At 73.0% G+C, this 18,237-nt stretch carries 19 protein-coding genes; 15 read left to right on the top strand and 4 right to left on the bottom strand.

From position 1 onward, the window contains the following. Positions 1-90 precede the first annotated feature (90 nt). Genes F4692_RS00095 through F4692_RS00080 form a run of 4 tightly spaced genes read left to right on the top strand, consistent with a single transcriptional unit; the run spans position 91 to position 4,235 of the window. On the top strand, positions 91-486 hold the full coding sequence (locus F4692_RS00095) for a YraN family protein (RefSeq protein WP_179617637.1): 396 nt from the start codon (positions 91-93) through the stop codon (positions 484-486). Further along, positions 486-2,090: a YifB family Mg chelatase-like AAA ATPase gene (locus tag F4692_RS00090; protein ID WP_179617636.1), complete on the top strand. Its 1,605-nt coding sequence runs from the start codon at positions 486-488 to the stop codon at positions 2,088-2,090. The genes F4692_RS00095 and F4692_RS00090 overlap by 1 nt, the downstream gene beginning before the upstream one ends. Further along, positions 2,087-3,244: a DNA-processing protein DprA gene (gene dprA / locus F4692_RS00085; protein WP_179617635.1), complete on the top strand. Its 1,158-nt coding sequence runs from the start codon at positions 2,087-2,089 to the stop codon at positions 3,242-3,244. The genes F4692_RS00090 and dprA overlap by 4 nt, the downstream gene beginning before the upstream one ends. A gap of 28 nt (positions 3,245-3,272) precedes the next feature. Continuing rightward, complete coding sequence (locus F4692_RS00080; RefSeq protein WP_308645085.1) at positions 3,273-4,235, top strand: tyrosine recombinase XerC; 963 nt, start codon at positions 3,273-3,275, stop codon at positions 4,233-4,235. Here the strand turns inward: F4692_RS00080 and F4692_RS00075 are convergent. Beyond that, positions 4,162-4,887: a M23 family metallopeptidase gene (locus F4692_RS00075; RefSeq protein WP_179617634.1), complete on the bottom strand. Its 726-nt coding sequence runs from the start codon at positions 4,885-4,887 to the stop codon at positions 4,162-4,164. The genes F4692_RS00080 and F4692_RS00075 overlap by 74 nt on opposite strands. 432 nt (positions 4,888-5,319) lie before the next feature. Between F4692_RS00075 and rpsB the strand changes: the two genes are divergently transcribed. The 9 genes from rpsB to F4692_RS00030 all read left to right on the top strand — a co-directional run bounded on the left by rpsB (position 5,320) and on the right by F4692_RS00030 (position 13,513). Then, the gene (rpsB, locus tag F4692_RS00070) at positions 5,320-6,333 is read left to right on the top strand and encodes a 30S ribosomal protein S2 (protein WP_179617633.1); all 1,014 of its coding nucleotides are present in this window, start codon (positions 5,320-5,322) and stop codon (positions 6,331-6,333) included. Between the two features lie 116 nt (positions 6,334-6,449). After that, positions 6,450-7,262 (top strand): translation elongation factor Ts, encoded by an 813-nt coding sequence (gene tsf, locus F4692_RS00065; RefSeq protein WP_179617632.1) that lies wholly within the window; start codon positions 6,450-6,452, stop codon positions 7,260-7,262. Between the two features lie 146 nt (positions 7,263-7,408). Then, the gene (pyrH, locus tag F4692_RS00060; RefSeq protein WP_179617631.1) at positions 7,409-8,128 is read left to right on the top strand and encodes a UMP kinase; all 720 of its coding nucleotides are present in this window, start codon (positions 7,409-7,411) and stop codon (positions 8,126-8,128) included. Positions 8,129-8,192: 64 nt separating this feature from the next. Next, positions 8,193-8,747, top strand: coding sequence for a ribosome recycling factor (gene frr, locus F4692_RS00055; protein WP_308645200.1), 555 nt, complete (start codon positions 8,193-8,195; stop codon positions 8,745-8,747). Between the two features lie 10 nt (positions 8,748-8,757). Next, complete coding sequence (locus tag F4692_RS00050) at positions 8,758-9,675, top strand: phosphatidate cytidylyltransferase (RefSeq protein WP_179617629.1); 918 nt, start codon at positions 8,758-8,760, stop codon at positions 9,673-9,675. 4 nt (positions 9,676-9,679) lie between these two features. Then, complete coding sequence (locus tag F4692_RS00045) at positions 9,680-10,468, top strand: SDR family oxidoreductase (RefSeq protein ID WP_179617628.1); 789 nt, start codon at positions 9,680-9,682, stop codon at positions 10,466-10,468. A gap of 83 nt (positions 10,469-10,551) precedes the next feature. Next, the gene (locus F4692_RS00040) at positions 10,552-10,899 is read left to right on the top strand and encodes a hypothetical protein (protein ID WP_218858109.1); all 348 of its coding nucleotides are present in this window, start codon (positions 10,552-10,554) and stop codon (positions 10,897-10,899) included. Between the two features lie 46 nt (positions 10,900-10,945). Continuing rightward, positions 10,946-12,079, top strand: coding sequence for a dual-specificity RNA methyltransferase RlmN (rlmN, locus tag F4692_RS00035; protein ID WP_179617627.1), 1,134 nt, complete (start codon positions 10,946-10,948; stop codon positions 12,077-12,079). A 198-nt stretch (positions 12,080-12,277) separates the two neighbouring features. Continuing rightward, positions 12,278-13,513, top strand: coding sequence for a glycosyltransferase family 4 protein (locus F4692_RS00030; RefSeq protein WP_179617626.1), 1,236 nt, complete (start codon positions 12,278-12,280; stop codon positions 13,511-13,513). Between the two features lie 6 nt (positions 13,514-13,519). Here F4692_RS00030 and F4692_RS00025 read toward each other — a convergent pair whose 3' ends face one another. After that, positions 13,520-14,590, bottom strand: a complete 1,071-nt coding sequence (locus F4692_RS00025) for an LOG family protein (protein WP_179617625.1) — start codon at positions 14,588-14,590, stop codon at positions 13,520-13,522. 117 nt (positions 14,591-14,707) lie between these two features. Then, complete coding sequence (locus tag F4692_RS00020) at positions 14,708-15,589, bottom strand: serine protein kinase RIO (RefSeq protein WP_257029398.1); 882 nt, start codon at positions 15,587-15,589, stop codon at positions 14,708-14,710. A gap of 182 nt (positions 15,590-15,771) precedes the next feature. Here F4692_RS00020 and F4692_RS00015 point away from each other — a divergent pair, with 182 nt between their 5' ends. Next, the gene (locus F4692_RS00015) at positions 15,772-17,235 is read left to right on the top strand and encodes a M1 family metallopeptidase (RefSeq protein ID WP_179617623.1); all 1,464 of its coding nucleotides are present in this window, start codon (positions 15,772-15,774) and stop codon (positions 17,233-17,235) included. Positions 17,236-17,240: 5 nt separating this feature from the next. After that, a complete protein-coding gene (locus tag F4692_RS00010) occupies positions 17,241-17,849 on the top strand; it encodes a hypothetical protein (RefSeq protein ID WP_179617622.1) in 609 nt (202 codons plus the stop codon). On the opposite strand, the gene F4692_RS00005 is transcribed toward F4692_RS00010, so the two are convergent. Beyond that, on the bottom strand, positions 17,846-18,237 hold a 392-nt coding region (locus F4692_RS00005), incomplete at its 5' end, for an integrase core domain-containing protein (protein ID WP_179617621.1). The two genes, F4692_RS00010 and F4692_RS00005, sit on opposite strands and share 4 nt — an antisense overlap.

Below are 18,237 nucleotides of genomic sequence, written 5' to 3'. Positions count from 1 at the left end.
CACAGCCTCGCCCCCGTCCCGGCCCCGCCTGTCGGTCTGCGGCGGTGTGCTGGTGCCTCACCCGATCCTGTTCGTCGGAAGGCACCCGCGATGACGCGCACACCCGCATCCCTCGTCCCCGATCCAGTCGCCGCGCACAACCGCCGCCTCGGGCGACGCGGCGAGCTCCTGGCCGAGCGCCACCTGCGGCACCTCGGCATGGTCGTGCTCGACCGCAACTGGCGCTGCGACGCCGGCGAGATCGACCTCGTGCTGCGAGACGGCCCCGTCCTGGTGATCTGCGAGGTCAAGACGCGCTCGTCGAGCGACTACGGTGCGCCGCTCGAGGCGGTCGACCAGCGCAAGGCCGAGCGGCTGCGCCGGCTGGGCGCGCGGTGGCTGCGGTCGCACACCTGCCACCCCGAGGACGTCCGGGTCGACCTGGTCGGCGTGCTGGCGCCCCCGGGACGACCGGTGCAGATCGAGCACGTCGCGGGGGTTGGCTGATGGCGTTCGCGACGGCCCGCTCGCTGGCCCTCAAGGGCGCCGACGGCCACGTGATCGACGTGCAGGTCGACGTCTCGCCCGGTCTGGTCAGCACGACGATCATCGGCAGGGTCGACAAGAGCCTGTCGGAGGCCCGCGACCGCGTGCGGATGGCGATCAACAACGACTGCGGTCGGTGGCCCGCCACCAAGCGGGTCACGATCCTCCTCGCGCCCGCCGACCTGCCCAAGAGCGGCACCCACTACGACCTGGCGATCGCGGTGGCCGTGCTGGCGGCCGACAAGCAGCACGAGGAGCTGCAGCCCGGGGACCTCGCGGGCTGGGCGTTCATCGGCGAGCTGTCGGTCTCGGGCGGCCTGCGGCCGGTGCCGGGCGTCCTGCCGATGGTCATCGCGGCCGCGGCCCACGGCATCACCCGGGTGTTCGTCCCCGAGCCGCAGGCGGCCGAGGCGGCGCTGGTGCCGGGCATGACCGTCTTCGGGGTGCGGTCCCTGGCCCAGGTCTCCGCCGTGCTCCGCGGCGCGGAGGTGCCCGAGGCCGACCCCGTCGTCGGCCCGTCGTCCAGCCCGCTGGCGACGTGGCGCGGCGACGACCGGCTCGGCGACGTCGACCTGCGCGACCTCGACGGCCTCGAGGACGTCCGCTACGCGGTCGAGGTGGCCGCGGCGGGTGGCCACCCGCTGATGCTGGTGGGCCCGCGGGGGACCGGGAAGACGTCGATCGCGGAGCGCATCCCCACCGTCCTGCCGGACCTCACGACCGAGCAGGCGCTCGAGGTCACCGCGCTCCACTCCGTCGCCGGCACCCTGCCGGAGGGGTCCGGGCTGCTGCGTCGTCCGCCGTGGTTCGCCCCGCACCACTCGGCGAGCGCCGCGAGCGTGCTCGGCGGTGGCACGGGCAGGGTGCGCCCCGGCCAGGTCAGCCTGGCGCACCACGGCGTGCTGTTCCTCGACGAGTTCCCCCACTTCCGCGCCGACGTCATCGAGGCGATGCGCGAGCCGATGGAGTCGGGGGAGGTGACGATCGCGCGCGGCGAGGAGTCCGCCACCTATCCCGCACGTTCGCTGGTGGTGCTCGCCGCCAACAGCTGTCCGTGCGGCAGGTTCCACGGGACGTCCGGGGGAGCGTGCGAGTGCAGCGAGGTGCAGCGTGCCCACTACCTCCGCAAGCTGAGCGGCCCGATCGTCGACCGCGTCGACATCTGGATGGAGGTGCGCCCGCAGCCGCGGCTCGCGGGTGCCGCGTGGGACGGTCCCGTCGAGTCCTCCGCCGACGTGCGGGCCCGGGTGGTCGAGGCGAGGCAGCGGCAGGCCCGGCGCTACCGCGACTGCGCGTGGCTGCTCAACGCCTCCGTCCCGGGCACGGCGATCGACCAGCGCTGGCCCCTGGTGCCCGACGCGCAGCGACGCATCGACCAGGAGCTCGCCACGGGGCGCCTGACCCGGCGCGGCCTGACCCGCGCCCAACGGCTGGCCTGGACGGTCGCCGACTGTGCCGGGGTGGCCCGACCGGGGGTCGAGGAGGCCGAGACGGCCCTGGCCCTCCGGTCCAACGACCCGGCGCGGACCCTCGACGCGCGGGTCGTCACGGCGGCGGCGTCATGACCGCGACCAGCGACGTCCCCGACGCCGACCGGCTCGCCCGCGTGGCGCTCTCCTGCGCCGTCGAGCCCGGCGACCTCGTCACCTCCCGCCTCGTCGCGGACGTCGGTCCCCGGAAGGCCCTCGAGTCCCAGCTCGAGCCCAAGGCGCGCAGCAGCCTCCACGAGCGGCTCCGCGAGGTCGACCCCGAGCGGCAGCTCGAGCTCGCCGCCCGCGCGGGCATCCGGTTCCTCGTGCCGGGTGACCCCGAGTGGCCCAGGGGTCTCGACGACCTCGACCACGTCGAGCCGGCGCGCACGGGGGACGACGGGGAGTCGCCGTGCTTCGGCGGGACCCCACCCGGGCTCTGGGTGCGCGGCCCCCTCGCCCTCACGGACCTGACCGGCTCGGTGGCGGTCGTGGGCTCCCGCGCCGCCTCCGTCTACGGCGTCGAGGTGACCCGCGGCATCTGCGGCCAGCTCGCGCTCGCGCGCCGGCCGGTCGTGTCCGGCGGCGCGCGGGGGATCGACTTCGTCGCCCACGACGCGACGCTGCGCTCGGGTGGCGTGAGCGTCGCGGTGCTCGCCTGCGGGGTCGACCAGGTCTACCCCGAGCACAACAGGCCGCTCCTCGCGCACCTCGCGGCCGAGCACGCGGTCGTGTCGGAGCAACCACCGGGGTCGAGGCCGACCCGCCTTCGGTTCCTCGCCCGCAACCGGCTGATCGCGGCGATGACCCGCGGCACGGTGCTGGTCGAGGCCGCGTTGCGCAGCGGAGCGCTCAACACGGTGCGCTGGGCCGACCAGCTGAGCCGCCCGGTGATGTGCGTCCCCGGTCCGGTCACCAGCTACACCTCGGCCGGTGCGCACTTGTGGCTGCGCGGCGGCGGGGCCATTCTGGTCACGGGCGGTGCCGACGTGCTGGAGGTGGTCGGGCGACCCGGCGAGCACCTCGTCGAGCCGCCGCGTGGTCCCGAGCGGCCGCGCGACGGGCTGCGCGGGGTCGAGCGCACCGTGCTCGAGCAGGTGCCGGCCGGCGAGGCCGTCGACGCCGACGCCATCGCCCGGCGCAGCCTCGTCCACGTGCGTGACACCGTGCGGGCGCTGGAGCGGCTGCACCACAAGGGCTACGTCACCCGGGTCGTCGGCGGCTGGCGACTCGCGCCGGGTGCCGGATGAGGGCGGCACGCGCGCCTACGATCGCGGGGTGAGCGAGGCGCGGGGCGACGGGACGGCGACCGATGGGGGCGACGACGTCCTGCCCGAGGGTTTCGCGCGGCTGCTCGGTGACTACGAGCGTCACCTCGTGTCCGAGCGCGACCTCGCTCCCCACACCGTCCGCGCCTACCTGGGCGACATCGCCGGACTGCTCGACCACTGCGTCCGCCTCGGCGTCGAGGAGGTCGGCGACCTCGACCTCCGCACGCTGCGCAGCTGGCTCGCGCGGCTGCAGACCACCGGCCGCAGCCGTACGACCATCGCCCGTCGAGCCACGGCCGCCCGGGTGTTCACGGCCTGGCTGCACCGCACCGGGCGGGTCCCGACGGACCCGGGCGCTGCGCTCGGCTCGCCGAAGAAGCACAAGACGCTCCCGCCCGTGCTGCGCGCGGACGAGGCGGAGGCACTGATCCGCTCGGCGGCCGACCTCGCCGACGACGGCACCCCGGTCGGCCTGCGCGACGTGGCGATGCTGGAGCTGCTCTACGCCACCGGGATCCGCGTCGGCGAGCTCGTCGGGCTCGACATCGACGACGTCGACGACGAGCGCCGCGTCGTCCGGGTGTTCGGCAAGGGGCGCAAGGAGCGCTCCGTGCCCTACGGCACCCCGGCCGGGCGGGCGCTGGACCGGTGGGTGGCCCACGGACGGCCGTCGCTGCGCGTCGACGGGTCGGGGCCGGCCCTCTTCCTCGGCGTCCGGGGCAGGCGGATCGACCAACGCGCCGTGCGCGACCTGGTCCACCGGCGGATCGCCGACGTCCCCGGCGCCCCCGACATCGGGCCGCACGGCCTGCGCCACACGGCCGCGACCCACCTGCTCGAGGGCGGCGCCGACCTGCGCTCGGTGCAGGAGCTGCTCGGCCATGCCTCGCTCGCCACTACCCAGCTCTACACCCACGTGACCACCGACCGGCTGCGCCGGGCGTACCAGCAGGCCCACCCGCGGGCATGACGACCGGCGCGTCGACACCCGTCCGGACCCAGGTATCGACCGGCCGCGGCCATCGCGCGAGGGGCGGCGCCCACGCGGGGCTCCACGGCAGCCGGGGGGTCACGGGCTCGTCGCGCCACAGCGGCAGGAGGCGGACCGGGCCGCCGCCGACGAGGGTCAGCGGGTCGAGGTACTCCTGGTCGCTGCCCCGGCCCTCGATCAACCCCCAGTGCAGGCACGCGGCCGGGAAGCAGTGGCTGTCGGTGAGGACCAGACGCCCGATGACGTCGCCCCCGGCGACCTCGTCGCCCACCTCGACCGTCGCTGCGACCGGTTCGTAGGTCGTCCGCCTGCCGCCGTGGACGACCGTGACCACGGGCTTGCCGCCGATCGAGCCGGCGAACCCCACCGTGCCCGGCAGCGCGGCGTGCACCGCCTGACCGGGCGCTCCGGCCAGGTCGGCGCCGCGGTGCCCGACGGCGTACGGGTGCGGGGGCGGTGCGAAGCCGGCGACCACCGCGGGCTCGGGCTGCAGCGGCCACACCCCGGCGGGCTCGTCGGCCTCGTCGGGCTCGGGCACGGCGCCGGCGGGGGAGGACAGGCCGGGGCCGAGGAGCAGGGTCAGGAGGACGGTGAGGAGGACGGTCAGGTGGAGGGTCGGGAGCACGCGCATCCCGCGATCGTCGCCGCCGGACGCGCGGTCGTGGGCCGGGGCGGGGCGGGCCTGTGGAGGACGGCCTCCCGGCGCCGCGTGTGGACGGTCCGGGGACGTCGCGTCCACGCTCGGCTGAGCGTGGCCCAGCGATTGGCCCTCATGTGAACGCGTGACCTACGATGTGCGGAGCAGTCCACCTGGACTGACTTCGCACGCTCGCTGACCGCGTCGGGACGCATCCCTGGTTCCGGACCACCCGTGGGCGTCGGCCCTCAGTTCCCACCACCTCCAGGTCCATCGGAGCGGTGCGGATCGGACCGACGCGCGAGCGTCAGGGCATCCGGCACCCGTCGGGCGCACGAACTGAAAACAACAGGAGCCACGCTCCGGGCTCGTCCTGCTGAAGGTCGGGCACGTCCGTGAGCGCGCTCCGCAACAACAGGAGAACCCATGGCAGTCGTCACCATGCGCCAGCTGCTCGAGAGCGGCGTCCACTTCGGTCACCAGACCCGTCGGTGGAACCCCAAGATGAAGCGCTTCATCATGACCGAGCGCAACGGCATCTACATCATCGACCTGCAGCAGTCGCTGGCCTACATCGACCGGTCCTTCGCCTTCGTCAAGGAGACCGTCGCCAAGGGCGGTGTCGTGATGTTCGTCGGCACCAAGAAGCAGGCCCAGGAGGCCATCGCGGAGCAGGCCACCCGCGTCGGCATGCCCTACGTCAACCAGCGTTGGCTCGGCGGCATGCTCACCAACTTCTCCACCGTGCACCAGCGGATCAACCGCCTCAAGGAGCTCGACGAGATCGACTTCGACGACGTCGCCGGCTCCAACCGCACGAAGAAGGAGCTCCTGCAGATGAAGCGGGAGCGCACGAAGCTCGACAAGACCCTCGGCGGCATCCGCGACATGACCAAGGTCCCGTCGGCCGTGTGGATCGTCGACACCAACAAGGAGCACCTCGCCGTCGAGGAGGCCCGCAAGCTGCGGATCCCGATCATCGGCATCCTCGACTCCAACTGCGACCCGGACGTCGTCGACTTCCCGATCCCGGGCAACGACGACGCCATCCGCGCCGTCGGCCTGCTGACCCGCGTGGTCGCCGACGCCGTCGCCGAGGGCCTGATCGCCCGCTCGGGTGCCAAGGGCGGCGCGACCGACGAGACCGTCGGCGCCGAGGAGCCCCTGGCCGAGTGGGAGCGCGAGCTCCTCGCCGGTGACGCCGAGAAGACCGCTGCCGCCGCCACCGGCGACGCCGCTGCGGAGACCCCGGCCTCCGAGGCCACCGGTGCCGCGTCCGAGGCCCCCCAGGCCGAGGCTGCCGCTGAGGCCGCCACCGAGGCGCCCGCCGAGAGCGCGCCCGAGGCCGAGGCCGCCACCGAGGCGCCCGCCGAGACCGCGCCCGAGGCCGACGCCGCCACCGAGGCCCCCGCCGAGGCCGAGGCCGCCAAGCAGGACTGATCGCCCGTACGCCGGCCGCAGGCACCCGCCCGCGGCCGGCGTACGCGCCGATCCACCACCCACTCGCCCGCCGCCCCGCAGGGGAGCGGGCCCACCGAACCCGAGGAAGAAGGACCATGGCCAACTTCACCGCTGCCGATGTCAAGAAGCTCCGCGAGCTGACCCAGGCCGGGATGATGGACTGCAAGAAGGCGCTGACCGAGACCGACGGCGACTTCGACAAGGCCGTCGAGCTGCTCCGCGTCAAGGGTGCCGCCAAGGCCGCCGCCCGCGGCGCCGAGCGCGAGACCGCCGCCGGTCTCGTCGCGACCTCCGGCCACGCGCTGGTCGAGCTGAAGAGCGAGACCGACTTCGTCGCCAAGAACGAGGACTTCATCGCCAAGGCCCAGCAGATCGCCGACGTGGCCGACGCGGTCAAGGCCGCCGACACCGAGGCGCTCAAGTCGGCCGAGCTCGACGGCAAGACCGTCGGCGAGGTCGTGCAGGACCTCGCGATCACCATCGGCGAGAAGATCGAGCTGGGCGAGGTCGCCTACTTCGACGGCAACACCGTCACCTACATGCACAAGCGTGCCGCCGACCTGCCCCCGGCCGTCGGCGTGCTCGTCGAGTTCGAGGGTGACGAGGCCGCCGCCCGCGGCGCCGCGATGCAGATCGCCGCGATGAAGGCGCAGTACCTCACCCGCGACGAGGTCCCGGCCGACGTCGTCGAGTCCGAGCGCTCCATCGCCGAGCAGAAGACCCGCGAGGAGGGCAAGCCCGAGCAGGCGATCGCCAAGATCGTCGAGGGTCGCCTCGGCGGGTTCTTCAAGGAGATCGTCCTGCTCGAGCAGGAGTCGGTCACCGAGTCCAAGAAGTCGGTCAAGGCCGTCCTGGACGAGGCCGGCACCACCGTGAAGCGGTTCGCCCGCTTCGAGGTCGGCGCCTGAGCCACGCCTCACCGACACCGACGAGGGGTCGTACGCCGTCCGGCGTGCGGCCCCTCGTCGCGTCGTCGGCCCGCCTCGCTCCGGTTCGACCGCCGGGGTCGCTGGCCGGTAGGTTCAGGGCGATCACCCAGTCTTGCTGTGAAGGGATGCACGTGGCGTACAACCGAGTCCTGCTCAAGCTCTCCGGTGAAGTGTTCGGCGGAGGCGAGGTGGGGTTGGACCTCGACGTCATCAACGCCCTCGCCGGTGAGGTGGCCGAGGTCGCCAAGTCGGGGGTGCAGATCGCCATCGTCGTCGGCGGCGGCAACTTCTTCCGCGGCGCCGAGCTCCAGCAGCGCGGCATGGAGCGCGCCCGCGCCGACTACATGGGCATGCTCGGCACCGTGATGAACTGCCTGGCACTCCAGGACCTCATCGAGAAGCACGGGGTCGAGACCCGCGTGCAGACCGCCATCACGATGGGCCAGGTCGCCGAGCCCTACATCCCGCGCCGCGCCATCCGTCACATGGAGAAGGGCCGGGTCGTGATCTTCGGCGCCGGCGCCGGCATGCCGTTCTTCTCCACCGACACCGTCGCGGCGCAGCGGGCGCTGGAGACCCGCTGCGAGGTCATCCTCATGGGCAAGCAGGGCGTGGACGGCGTCTACGACTCCGACCCGAAGACCAACCCCGACGCCGTGAAGTTCGACAACCTGACCTACGACGAGTACCTCGCGCGCGACCTCAAGGTCGCCGACGCCACGGGCATCGCGATGGCCCGCGACAACCGGATGGACATCGTCTTCTTCAACCTCTCGACCCCGGGCACCATCGGCCGCGCGGTGCGGGGTGAGAAGATTGGGACGCTGGTGAGCAGCACGGCCTGACCTGCTGCCCTCACACACCCGCACCACCTGCACCACGGACGTACGACGAGAGAGAGCAACCGTGATCAACGACGTCATGAACGATGCCGACGCCAAGATGGGCAAGTCGGTCGAGGCGACGCGCGAGGAGTTCGCCGCCATCCGCGCCGGTCGCGCGAACCCGGCCATGTTCGCCAAGATCACGGCCGACTACTACGGCACCCAGACCCCGCTGCAGCAGCTGGCGAGCTTCACCTCGCAGGACGCCCGCACGATCCTCATCCAGCCGTTCGACATCGGCGCGATGGGCGCCATCGAGAAGGCGATCCGCGACTCCGACCTCGGCGTCAACCCGGCCAACGACGGCAAGGTGCTCCGCTGCGTCTTCCCCGAGCTGACCGAGGAGCGCCGCAAGGACTTCATCAAGCTCGCCAAGGCCAAGGCCGAGGACGGCCGCGTCTCGGTGCGCAACGTGCGGCGCACGGCCAAGCAGGCCCTCGAGAAGCTCGAGAAGGACGGCGAGGTCGGCAAGGACGACGTCACCGGTGCCGAGAAGCGCCTCGACGCGGTCACCAAGACCCACACCGACAAGATCGACGACATGCTCAAGCACAAGGAAGCCGAGCTGCTCGAGGTCTGAGCACCCATCGATGACGACCTCCGAACCACCGGCAGCCGAACCGCGCCAGCCGCCGATCGAACCGGCCGAGGCGATCAAGCGGGACCACGGTCGCGCCGGTCGTGACCTGCGGGCCGCGGTCGCCTCGGCGGTCGTGCTCGTCGCGGCGATCCTGCTGTCGCTCTTCTTCTGGAAGACCGCCTTCATGGGCATCGTCGCGGCCGCGGTGGCGGTGGCCGTCTGGGAGCTGCACAAGGGGCTGTCGGCCAAGGACATCGACATCCCCGAGCAGCCGCTGATGGTCGGCGGCGTCGCGATGGTCGTCGTCGCCTACTTCTGGGGCGCGCCGGCCCTCATGACCGCCACCGCGGTCACCGCGCTGGTCATCATGCTGTGGCTGCTGCGCCGCGGGGTCGCGGGCTACGTCCAGAACGCCACCGCGTCGGTCTTCACCCTCGTCTACGTGCCGTTCCTCGCCTCGTTCGTGGCCCTGCTGCTCTCCGAGGGCGGCACGTTCCCACCGCTCGGCTTCGACCTCGACGACAACGGCGTGCGCGGCGTCATCACCTTCATCGCGATCACCATCGCCTCCGACACCGGCGGCTACGTCGCGGGCGTGCTCTTCGGCAAGCACCCGATGGCGCCCGTCATCTCCCCGAAGAAGTCGTGGGAGGGCTTCGGGGGCTCGCTCGTCGCCACCACCGCGGTCGGCGTCTGGCTGGTCACGTCCTTCCTCGGCGGCGACTGGTGGGTCGGGATCCTGCTCGGGGTGATCGCCGCGGTGATGGCCACCCTCGGGGACCTGTGCGAGTCCGTGATCAAGCGCGACCTGGGCATCAAGGACATGAGCCAGGTCATCCCCGGCCACGGCGGCCTGATGGACCGGCTCGACTCCCTGCTGGCCACGGTGGGTCCGATCTGGCTGGTGCTCTACTACCTCGTCTTCTGAGCCCGTGCGCCTCCTCGTCACGGGCGGTCGCTCCGGCTACCTCGGCCGCCACGTCGTCGCCGCCGCGGCGGCCGCCGGCCACGAGGTCGTCGCCGTGGGCTCGGCCGACGCCGACGTACGCGACCGCGCTGCGGTGCTGGGCCTGCTGCGCCGCCACCGGCCGGACGCGGTCGTGCACACGGCGTACGTCCAGTCCGACGGCGAGGTGACGGGCACCGGGGCGGCGCACGTCGCGCAGGCAGCGGCCGACGTGGGCGCGCGGATGCTGCTGGTGTCCTCCGACGTCGTCTTCGGCGGCTCGGACCGGCCCTACGACGAGTCGTCGGTGCCCGACCCCGTGTCGGCGTACGGCCGGGCGAAGGTCGTCGCCGAGACCGCGACCCTCGCCTCCTCCGGGGACGCCGTGGTCGCACGCACCTCGCTGGTCCTCGGTGACGGACGCTCCCAGCACGAGGCGCTGGTCCACGCCCTGGCCGGCGGTGCGGACGGCGTGCTGTTCGACGACGAGCGCCGCTGCCCGGTGCACGTCGAGGACCTCGCGGCCGCGCTCGTCGAGCTCGCCGGCTCCGACGTGCGCGGCGTTCTGCACCTCGGTGGGGCGGACGCGATGAGCCGTCTCGAGATGGGCCGTCTGGTCGCCCGCCGTGACGGCCTCGACCCCGGCGCCCTGCGTGCCGGTCGCCGGGCGGACCTGCCCGACCCGGGCCCGATCGACGTACGCCTCGACTCGCGGCGCGCTGCGCACCTCCTCGCCACGCGGCTGCGCGGGGCTCGCGAGTTCCTCGCGCCGTGAGGCAGGCCCGGCCGCCCGCGCGGAATTCCCTGCGACCGCGTGCCGACCGCCGCACCCGGGCGACCAGCGCCTAGTCTGGTCGCGTGGAGACAGACCAGGCGGAGCAGCACGAGGTGGCGGGGGACCGGCACTTCGAGTGGTGGCACCACAGCCACCCGACGTTCGCCGGCATCACCGGGTTCTTCGCCGGGATGCTGTTCGTCACGGCGCTGCCCGGAGCGTTCATCGGCATCCTGCGGCTGCTGTTCAGCTACGAGACGGCCAGCGCGCTGTTCCCCCTCGTCCTGATCGCGCTCGCCCTGCCGATCTCGATGCTGGTCAAGCGCAAGACCCGTCGCTTCGCGCAGTTCATGTTCGTCGGGATGCTCGTCACGGCGCTGGCCACCCTCGGCGTCGCGTCGCTGGTGCTCTACTTCATGGTCGACGCCTGACCCGCTGAATCGCCCGCGCAGCCGCCGGGGTGGGACACTCGTGGGGATGTCCGAGACCGCTGAGCCCATCAAGACCCTGCCCCTCGTCCTCAACGAGCCGCGTGGCCGCAAGAAGCCGCCGCGCCACCTCGCCGACCTCGACGAGGCCGGCCGCAAGGAGCTCCTCGAGGAGATGGGGCTGCCGGGCTTCCGCGCCAAGCAGCTGTCCAACCACTACTTCGCGCGGCTCGTCGACGACCCGGCCGAGATGACCGACCTGCCGTCCGGCCAGCGCGACGACCTCGTCCAGGCGCTGCTGCCGGACCTGATGACGCCGCTGCGGACGATGGAGGCGGACAAGGGCACCACCCGCAAGACGCTGTGGAAGCTCTTCGACGGCGCCCTCGTCGAGTCGGTGCTGATGCGCTACCCCGACCGGGCCACCATGTGCGTCTCGAGCCAGGCCGGCTGCGGCATGGCGTGCCCGTTCTGCGCGACCGGCATGGGCGGTCTCCAGCGCAACATGTCGACCGCCGAGATCGTCGAGCAGGTCGTGGCGGGCGCCCGGTCGCTCGCCCGCGGCGAGGTCCCCGGCGGTCCGGGGCGGGTGTCCAACGTCGTGTTCATGGGCATGGGTGAGCCGCTGGCGAACACGAAGGCCGTGTTCGGGGCCATCCGCCGCCTCACCGACCCGGCGCCCGGCGGCCTCGGCATGAGCGCGCGCGGGATCACGGTGTCGACGGTCGGCCTCGTCCCGCGGATCAACCAGCTGGCCGAGCTCGGGATCCCGGTGACCCTCGCGCTGAGCCTGCACGCGCCCGACGACGAGCTGCGCAACGAGCTGGTCCCGATCAACACGCGGTTCTCGGTGGCCGAGACCGTCGAGGCCGCGTGGAACTACGCCGCGAAGACCAAGCGCCGGGTGTCCATCGAGTACGCCATGATGCGCGGCATCAACGACCAGGCGCACCGCGCGGACCTGCTCGGCGACGTGCTCAACTCCTACGGCGACTGGGGGTGGGTCCACGTGAACCTGATCCCGCTCAACCCGATCGAGGGGTCGAAGTGGACCGCGTCCGACCCCGCCGACGAGCGCGAGTTCGTCCGCCGGCTCGAGGCCAAGGGCATCCCGACCACCGTGCGTGACACCCGCGGTCGCGAGATCGACGGGGCCTGCGGCCAGCTCGCCGCCAAGGAGTAGCCGCCCGCTCCGACGGCCGGCCGGTCGCTGGAGTCACCGGACATCCGGTGAACGCCCTGCTCCGAGGTGGAGATCTCGACCCCGAAGCACGCATCCTGGGTGCGAAGCACGCCCCACCACCGGTCCGTCGGGAAGCGTTCACATGACGTCCGCCCGGGGCGTGCCGTCCGTTGCGGGGCGCTCCCTAGCGTCCGGCACATGGACCTGCTCGAGCGGCGGCGTCGCAGCCGCACCGCACCGGCCACCCTCGTCCCCCTCCCCGGCTCCCGACCCGGCTCCCGAACAACCTCCAGCCCGGCCGCCGGCGGCCGCCTCCGCGTCCTCGTCGTCACCGAGTCGTTCCTGCCGCAGGTCAACGGGGTCACCAACTCCGTGCGGCGGGTCCTGGAACACCTCGCGGCCGAGGGCCACGAGGCCGAGCTCGTCGCACCGACCGGACCCGACACGTACGCCGGGTTCGCCGTGACCCACGCGCGTGGGACGAACCTGCCGTTCTACGCCGACTTCCGCATCGGGCTGGAGACGCGCCGCCGGCTGCGCGCGACGATGCAACGGTTCCGCCCGGACGTCGTGCACATCGCCTCGCCCGCCACGCTGGGCTACCAGGCCGCGCGGGCCGCCCGCGGGCTCGCGATCCCCACCGTCGCGATCTACCAGACCGACCTCGTCGGCTTCGCGGACCGGTACGCCGTCCCGGGCGGCGCCCGCGCGATGGAGGCGCTGACCCGCCGCATCCACCTGGGCGTGGACCGCACCCTCGCCCCCTCGTCGGCCAGCATCGCGCAGCTCGAGGGCCTCGGCGTGCACGCCGTGGCCCGCTGGCCACGCGGTGTCGACCAGGTCCTCTTCGAGCCCGGCCGGCGCGACGAGGGCCTCCACGCCGAGCTGGCGCCGCACGGTGAGGCGCTCGTCGGCTACGTCGGCCGCCTCGCGCCCGAGAAGGAGCTCGAACTGCTCGCCCACGTCGACCGGCTGCCCGGCGTACGCGTCGTCGTGGTCGGCGGGGGACCGGAGGAGGCCCGCCTGCGTGCGCTGCTGCCGGGCGCGGCGTTCCTCGGCGTGCTGCACGGCGACGACCTCGCCCGGACGTACGCCACCCTCGACGTCTTCGTCCACACGGGCCGGCACGAGACCTACTGCCAGTCCGCCCAGGAGGCGCTGGCCAGTGGCGTCCCCGTGGTCGCTCCCCGCGCGGGCGGGCCGATCGACGTCGTCGACGACGGGGTCGCGGGCCACCTCTACGAGCCGGGGGACGCCGCCGGGCTGGTGGCGCACGTCGAGCGCCTCGTCGCCCAGCCGGTGCTCCGCCGCCGGATGGCGGTCGCCGCGCGGCAGAGCGTGCGCGAGCGCACCTGGCAGTCGGTGAACGACCTGCTCGTCCGCCACTACCGCGACGTCAGCGAGGCCCCACGGAGCGTCCGCCGCGCCGGCTGACCGGACCTACCCGACCACCACCGCCACCGCCTCCTCGACGGTGTCGACGAGGTGGACGTGCTCCTCCATCGCGCGCTCGCGTGCGAGCGCGCGGAGCAGCGGCCACACGGGCAGGACCTCGGTCCAGTGGTGCGCCCCCAGCAGGACCATCGGGGCGACGGACGAGCGGTCGGCGTAGTAGTTCTCGCAGGCGTCCTGGAAGACCTCCTGCACCGTCCCGGCGGCCCCGGGGAGGAACACGATCCCCGCGTCGCAGATCTCGAGCAGCACCGCCTCGCGGGGCGCGTTGCTGAAGTACTTCGCAATCGAGGTGGCGAAGGGGTTCGGCGGCTCGTGGCCGTAGTGCCAGGTCGGGATCCCGAGCGACTCCCTCCCGCCGCTCGTGGCGTCGACGACCTCGAACGCCGCGCGCGCCCAGGCCCCGATGTCGGGACGGAAGGACGGCACCGTGGCGACCGTGGCCAGCGCCGCGTCGAGGTCACCCGGGACGTAGGCCCCCAGGTTGGCCGCCTCCATCGCACCGGGGCCGCCGCCGGTCGCGACGGTGAGCCGCTCGCCGAGGGCGTGCCCCAGCCGCGCGGCGTCGGCGTACGCCTCGCTGCCCCGCTCGAGCGCGTGCCCGCCCATCACCCCGACGATGCGCCGGTCGGTGACCCACGTGGCCAGCGCCGCGTCGACGTGGTGGTCGTGGAGCGCCATCGCGAGGGTGTCCTCGGGGCTGGTGCCGCGACGCGACCAGGCGTACGCCCGCGCGTCGGCGGAGTCCTCGTAGCGGGGGGTGTCGTAGAGGTCGCGCGGCGCGTACAACGTCGCCCGGTAGGGGTCGACCGGGATGCCGGGGAGGTCGTGCAGCACGATGCCGCCGGCACGACGCACGGCGTCGTCGTCCCCGTCGGCGAACGTGCAGCCGAGGAAGAGCGACTGGGCCAGCGAGCGCTCGAGGACGACCGGTCCCCGCTCGGTGAGGTCGAGCCCGACCACCCGCCAGCCGGCCAGCGACCGCGCGCCCGCCGCGAGCCGGCGGTCGAGGTCGGCGAGGGAGGTGACGTCGACGACGCGTCCGTGGGAGTGCTTCACGGGCGCCAACCTAGGGCCTGGGCCCTGAGCCGGTGGAAGGCCCAGGGCCCACGCCCCGACCTCGTGCCTCGGTCGCCGCTGCCCGGCTACGTCGTGCCTCGGTCGCCGCTGCCCGGCTCAGAACGCGTGGGCCATCAGCTCGCCGAACAGCTCCTGCTCGTCGACCTCGAGGCCCCGCGAGCGGAACCACGCGCACATGTTGGCGCAGTCGCGCAGCAGGAAGTCCATCCCCCGGGGGTTGCCGACGAGGTCGACGACCTGCGGCAGGTCGATGATGACCAGCCGGTCACCGGCGGCGAGGGTGTTGTAGGGCGAGAGGTCGCCGTGCACGAGCCCGGCCTGCACGAGCGTGGCCAACGCGTCGCGCAGCTGCTCGTAGTAGCCCTCCACGACGGACGGCTCGGGACGGACCTGCGCCACCCGCGGGGCGGTCTCCCCGTCGACGGTGATCCACTCCATCATGATCTCGGCGTCGTCGATCTGGACGGGGTAGGGGACCGGCAGGCCGAGCTCCCAGCAGCGGCGCAGCGCGTTCCACTCCGAGACCGCCCACTCGCCGGCGGCGACCTGGCGGCCCCAGGTCGACTTCCGCTTGACGGCGCGCTCGTCGCGCGAGCGCTTCATCGACCGGCCCTCGGTGTAGGACGCGGCGCGGTGGAAGTTGCGGTGGTCGGTGTCGCGGTAGCGCTTGGCGGCCATCACGACGGCCGAGCCCGGTGTGTGCGGGTCCTCGCGCTCGACGAGGAAGACGTCGGCCTCCTTGCCGGTCTTGAGGACGCCGAGCTCGGTGTCGATGGCCCCGCTCGAGGTCACGACCCAGTCGGGGCGCGGCTCGGGACCCCTCATCAGGGCTTCGAGGTCCTCCCAGCGGGACCAGCGCTGACCCTCGCCGAGCTCGTCGGCGTAGGTGTCGTAGGTGAAGACGAACGACTCGTCGATGCCCTCGAGGGACGACCGGTCGTCAGGCCGGAGGAAGTCCTCCGGGAAGGTGCGGTTCAACGGTGCTCCAGGTGTGCGAAAGGTGGTCGGCGGACAGGCCGAGGACAGTGATGGACATGTCACGGCTCCTTTCGAGACGGGGCACCGGGTGCGTGGCAGCACCGGGCGGTGGCGGGACGCCGGTGCCATCGTCGGGCACCGTCCCGGCCGGCCGCAACGCAATTAGGCGCTAGGTTCGGACGGTGACCACACGCCCCACACCCCGTCCCGCACGACGGCCCCTCGCCCGCCCCCTGCTCGCCGGCATGCTGGGCGCCGTCCTCGCCACCGGCCTGCTCCACCCCACCGCGACCGCGCAGGCGCCCGCGTCCGCACCCACCGACGGTGCGCCGGGGATCGGCGACCCCTACTGGCCGCTCGACGGCAACGGCGGCATCGACGTCACCGAGTACCGCATCTCGACGCGCTACGGGTTCGCGAGCAAGCGGCTCAGCGGGCGTACAGCCGTCGAGCTGACCGCCACCCAGGACCTCGCCAGCTTCTCCCTCGACTTCCTGCTGAAGGTCTCGAAGGTGACGGTCGACGGCGAGAAGGCGCGCTTCGCGAAGGCCGACGGCGGCCACGAGCTGCGGATCACCCCGCAGGAGCCGCTGGCCGCGGGCAGCGCGCACACGGTCGTGGTGTCGTACGACGACCGCCCCGACCGCTACGCCTACGCGGGCGAGCGCAACTGGCTGGCGAACCGGTCCGAGGTGGTGACGATGAACGAGCCGCACATGGCGCCCTGGTGGTTCCCCAGCAACGACCACCCGCTCGACAAGGCCGTCGTCGACGTCAAGGTCCGCGTGCCGAAGGGGCGCGAGGTCGTCTCCAACGGGAAGCTGCGCGCGAAGAAGGTCGGGAAGAGGTCGACCCAGTGGCACTGGCGCGCCGACGAGCCGATGGCGCCCTACCTCGCGTTCTTCGCGGCCGGCGACTTCACCCTCGCGAAGGGCAGGCAGCGAGGACTGCCGTGGCTCGTGGCGGTGTCGGAGCAGCTGAGCGAGGCCGACCAGGCCGCCAGCATGAAGCTCATGAAGAAGACCCCCGCGGTGGTGGCGGGTCTCGAGGAGGACCTCGGCGACTACCCCTTCTCCGTCGTCGGCGGGATCACGACCGGGCTCGACCCCGGCTTCGCCCTCGAGAACCAGACCCGGCCGACCTATCCCGCCGTCGGCAGCAGCTACACCACGCTCGTCGTCCACGAGCTCGCCCACCAGTGGTTCGGCGACGACGTCGCGGTCCACCACTGGTCCGACATCTGGCTCAACGAGGGCTTCGCGACGTTCATGGAGTGGCGCTGGAACGAGACCCACGGGGGCCGGGCGGCCGACGCGACCTTCCGCAGCTATTACGACAACGTGGCCGCGTCCTCGGACTTCTGGAAGGTCACCATCGGCGACCCCGGCGCCGCACGGGTCTTCGACAACGCGATCTACGGCCGCGGAGCGATGACGCTGCAGGCGCTGCGCAACCGCGTCGGCGACGAGGTCTTCTGGCAGGTCGTGCGCACGTGGCTGCGCGAGCAGAAGGGCGGCAACGGCTCGACCGCGGAGTTCGAGGCGACCGCGGCCCGCGTCAGCGGGCAGGACCTCGGCTCGTTCTTCACCGCGTGGCTGCGCACCGCCTCGAAGCCGGCCGCGACCGCCGACAACGGGCTGGGCTGATCACTGTGCCGGACCCGCACTGGTTCCGCGCGCCCACGGACGGCGACCCGGGCACCCTGAACGCCTGCTACGAGGCCCTTGACCTGCACGTCATCCGGGGGCGTGCCGACGACGTCGCGCTCGCGCTCGACGGCGCAGAGCGGACGTTCGCCCACCTGTTGACCGAGGTGGCCGCGTTCGCGGGGGTGCTGCGTGCGTTCGGCGTCGACGTCGGCGACCAGGTCGCGCTGGGGTCCGTCCCACCGGAGACCGGGGCGGTCGCCCTGCTCGCCGCGGCCCGCGTCGGCGCCGTGGTCCAGCACGACGACTCCCCAGGGGCCGAGGGGAGCGTCGTCGTGCGCAGCGCAGCGGACGGCGTGGTGGTGTCGGCCGACGGCGAGGACCTCCCGTGGGAGGTCGCCATGCGCGCGGGGCGTACGGACCCCGCCGGGTGCGCGGACGTGCCCGGCGACGCCGTGCTGTGCCGGCACGCCGACGACACCCTCACCGTCCTGGCCGCCCTCGGCGTGCCCGACGGCGCGGGGCCGGTGCCGCCCCCCGGCGCCCGGCTCGTCGCGGTGGGCGGGCTGACGTTCTGGCTCTTCGGCGAGACCGGGGGACCGGCCCGCGCCTAGCTGTACTGATCGGTGAGGTTGATCAACCTGGTGATGGGTGCTGACCCGCCGATGGCGGTGTGGGGCCGGTGGTGGTTGTACTCGTGGAGCCATGCTGGCAGAGCGGCGCGGCGGGCGGATTCGGAGTTGTAGAACTTCTTGAATGCCCAGCCGTCGGCCATGGTGCGGTGGAAGCGTTCGATCTTGCCGTTGGTCTGTGGCCGGTAGGGCCTTGTCTTCTTCATGGCGATGCCGAGGTCGGCGCAGGTGTCGCGCCACAGGTGACTCTTGTAGGCCGACCCGTTGTCGGACAAGACCCGCTCCACGGTCACTCCACGGGCGGTGAACCAGGCCACGGCCCGGTAGAGCACGCCGGCCGCGGTGGCGGCGGTCTCGTCGTCGTGGATCT

The sequence above is a fragment of the Nocardioides cavernae genome (genome assembly GCF_013410035.1).
In the GTDB taxonomy this organism is placed as follows: domain Bacteria; phylum Actinomycetota; class Actinomycetes; order Propionibacteriales; family Nocardioidaceae; genus Nocardioides; species Nocardioides cavernae_A.
The sequence above is the reverse complement of the archived record's forward strand: the minus strand, read 5'-3'. Positions and strand labels throughout refer to the sequence as shown.

Coding starts and splice junctions, on each gene's coding strand:
- F4692_RS00095 (WP_179617637.1), top strand. CDS start 91: ATGACGCGCACACCCGCATCCCTCGTCCCCGATCCAGTCGCCGCGCAC.
- F4692_RS00090 (WP_179617636.1), top strand. CDS start 486: ATGGCGTTCGCGACGGCCCGCTCGCTGGCCCTCAAGGGCGCCGACGGC.
- dprA (WP_179617635.1), top strand. CDS start 2,087: ATGACCGCGACCAGCGACGTCCCCGACGCCGACCGGCTCGCCCGCGTG.
- F4692_RS00075 (WP_179617634.1), bottom strand. CDS start 4,887: ATGCGCGTGCTCCCGACCCTCCACCTGACCGTCCTCCTCACCGTCCTC.
- rpsB (WP_179617633.1), top strand. CDS start 5,320: ATGGCAGTCGTCACCATGCGCCAGCTGCTCGAGAGCGGCGTCCACTTC.
- tsf (WP_179617632.1), top strand. CDS start 6,450: ATGGCCAACTTCACCGCTGCCGATGTCAAGAAGCTCCGCGAGCTGACC.
- pyrH (WP_179617631.1), top strand. CDS start 7,409: ATGCACGTGGCGTACAACCGAGTCCTGCTCAAGCTCTCCGGTGAAGTG.
- F4692_RS00050 (WP_179617629.1), top strand. CDS start 8,758: ATGACGACCTCCGAACCACCGGCAGCCGAACCGCGCCAGCCGCCGATC.
- rlmN (WP_179617627.1), top strand. CDS start 10,946: ATGTCCGAGACCGCTGAGCCCATCAAGACCCTGCCCCTCGTCCTCAAC.
- F4692_RS00030 (WP_179617626.1), top strand. CDS start 12,278: ATGGACCTGCTCGAGCGGCGGCGTCGCAGCCGCACCGCACCGGCCACC.